Source organism: Bordetella petrii, assembly GCF_020991325.1.
Taxonomy (GTDB): domain Bacteria; phylum Pseudomonadota; class Gammaproteobacteria; order Burkholderiales; family Burkholderiaceae_B; genus Bordetella_A; species Bordetella_A petrii_E.
Genome location: NZ_JAJMLX010000414.1, coordinates 1 through 2,739, shown reverse-complemented (window position 1 = coordinate 2,739; position 2,739 = coordinate 1). Strand labels below are relative to the sequence as shown.

The 2,739-nt window shown below is 63.6% G+C and carries 2 protein-coding genes and 2 pseudogenes; all 4 read left to right on the top strand.

The features are described from left to right. A pseudogene (locus tag LPZ50_RS23875) lies at positions 1 to 399 on the top strand (peptidoglycan-binding protein LysM); the annotation flags it as partial. 5 nt (positions 400 to 404) lie between these two features. Then, entirely contained in the window at positions 405 to 1,211 is an 807-nt protein-coding gene (gene truA / locus LPZ50_RS23870) for a tRNA pseudouridine(38-40) synthase TruA (RefSeq protein ID WP_230665333.1), read from the top strand. Positions 1,212 to 1,359: 148 nt separating this feature from the next. Next, positions 1,360 to 2,454 (top strand): TRAP transporter substrate-binding protein, encoded by a 1,095-nt coding sequence (locus tag LPZ50_RS23865; protein ID WP_230665332.1) that lies wholly within the window; start codon positions 1,360 to 1,362, stop codon positions 2,452 to 2,454. Positions 2,455 to 2,662: 208 nt separating this feature from the next. Next, positions 2,663 to 2,739: pseudogene (locus tag LPZ50_RS25450) on the top strand (C4-dicarboxylate ABC transporter substrate-binding protein); the annotation flags it as partial.

Here is a 2,739-nt window from a genome sequence, read left to right as displayed (position 1 = left end):
GGCGCGGCAGGTACGCCCGGTGCGGCAGGTACGCCCGGCGCGGCAGGTGCGCCCGGCGCGGCAGGCTCTCCGGGCGCTTCGGCTGGGTCAGAGGGTTCCGCGGGTGGCGGCGGTGCCGCCAATGCCAGCTCGGACAGCACCTCGTCCGGTTCCATGCCGGGTTGGCTGGCCGACAATCTGCTGGTGGTCGTTACCGCGGTGCTGGCTTTCATTGTGTTGGTCGTGGCGTGGTTGTTGCGCCGCGCCGGCGCCCGGCGGGCCGACGAAGACGAAGCCACGTACGGCTATGGCGAGCCTGCGCTGGACACCGCAGCCCTGAATCGCAAGCTCGACAATATCAGCCTGGATCTGGACCAGCCACCCACCGACGAACCCCGCCCCGGCAAGCCGCGCGTCTGATCATCATGGCGCGCATGGCTCTGGGGCTGGCATACGACGGCTCCTCCTGGCAAGGCTGGCAGACGCAGCCGCACCGGCAAACGGTGCAGGACACGCTGGAAGCCGCCCTGGGCAAGTTCGCCGGTATTCCGGATAGTGTCCCCACTGTCTGCGCTGGCCGTACCGATACCGGCGTGCACGCCGCGATGCAAGTGGTGCATCTCGATACGCATCTGGATCGCCGTCCCGAATCATGGGTGCGCGGCGTGAACGCGTTCCTGCCCCCCAGCATTGCCGTGCAATGGGCACAGCCTGTGCCAGAGGATTTCCACGCGCGGTTTTCTGCCCGCTCGCGCACGTATCTGTATGTGCTGTGGCGAGACCGCGTGCGCCCGCCGCTGTGGGCGGGCAGGGCGGGGTGGTGTTTCCAGCCGCTCGACGTCGGCGCCATGCGGCAGGCTGCCGCGGCGTTGCTGGGCGAGCATGATTTTTCCAGCTTCCGTTCGTCGCAATGCCAGGCCCGTCACCCCGTGCGCACCCTGCATCGGCTGGATATCGACGAGCGCGGCTCGTTCCTGGTTTTCACGTTGCGGGCCAACGCCTTCCTGCACCACATGGTGCGCAACCTGATGGGCGCGCTGCTGCAGGTCGGTCAGGGGCGCCAGAAGGCGGATTGGATGCGGGTATTGCTGGCTGCCCGTGATCGGCGGCTGGGCGCGGCGACGTTTTCGCCCGACGGGCTGTATCTTTCCTCCATTGAATACCCGCCTGAATTCCGGCTGAACGAACTGGATGGGGCCCCGCGTCTGCTGTCGCCTTTTACATTTACTTAAGGGTAATCAGCAGGAAGGCATTCATCGAGAATCCCTATATTATTGCGGACGAAAAAAAGCGGCAGCCTCTCACCCGGGCTGCCGTTTTCGCGGCCGTTTCACACGAACGGCTCGCGCCAGCATCTGTTCCAACCAGGAGACACTTGTAATGCAACGTCGTTCGTTCCTCAAAAAGGCTACTCTGGGTGCCGCCGCCGGTGGCGCCACTCTCGCAGCGCCGGTTCTGGCGCAAGAATCCCCCACGCTGAACTGGCGCCTGGCTTCCAGCTTCCCGCGCAGCGCCGATGCCATCTATACCGGCGGCGAGAACCTGGCCAAGTACGTGTCCGAGGCCACGGACGGCAAGTTCAACATCCGTGCCTTCCCGGCCGGTGAAATCGTGCCCGCGCTGCAAGTACTCGATGCCGTGCAGAACAACACCATCGAATGCGGCCACACGGCTTCGTATTACTACTTTGGCAAAGATCCGGCCCTGTGCTTTGACGGTGCCGTGCCCTTCGGCCTGAACACGCGCCAGATGAATTCCTGGATGCGCCATGGCAACGGCCTGAAACTGACCCGCGAATTGTTCCAGAAGTACAACGTGGTCAACTTCCCCTGCGGCTACACCGGCACGCAGATGGGCGGCTGGTTCCGCAAAGAAATCAAGACAGTCGAAGACCTGCAGGGCCTGAAGTTCCGCGCCAGCGCCTTCGCGGGCGCCGTGCTGTCGCGTCTGGGCGTGGTACCGCAGCAAATCGCCGGCGGCGACATCTATCCGTCGCTGGAAAAAGGCACCATCGATGCCGCCGAATGGATCGGCCCGTACGATGACGAGAAGCTGGGTTTCCACAAAGTGGCCAAGCATTACTACTTCCCGGGTTGGTGGGAGGGCACGCTGCAAGTGTCGCTGTACGTGAACCAGGACGTCTACAACAAGCTGCCCAAGCACTACCAGGCGGCGCTGGCGCAGGCCTCCGCCGCGGCCACCAACGACATGATCGCCAAGTACGACGCCGAGAATCCGGCGGCCCTGCGTCGCCTGGTGTCCCAGGGCGCGCAGCTCAAGGCCTTCCCGAAGGCTGTCATGGATGCGTGCTACGCCGAGGCGGTCAAGGTGTACGAGGAGTTCTCCGCCAAAGACCCCATGTTCAAGAAAATCTACGAAGACATGGTGGCTTTCCGCGATAACGCGATCCCGTGGTTCCGTGTTGCCGAAGGCAGCTTCGACGGCTTCATGGGCACCATTAAACGCGGCAAATAAGCAGGTAACAACGGGCCCGGCGGGCGGCGGACAGGCGCTACGATATAAAATCGTGCGATTCTGCCCGTCGCAGTGCCCGCCAAAAGCCGGTTCCGTGCGGGCTATGCATGCCGACGGCAGCCACCGGCCAACCCGGGAACCCCAGTATGCCCATGCCACGCGTCCTGTTTGGTGCGCGGCTTATTTTCCCTAGATTCTTATTCCCATCATGAAAGCATTACTCGCCTTATCGCGCGGCATAGACGCGCTGAATCTGCGGGTTGGCCGGGCCGTGACGTGGATCAC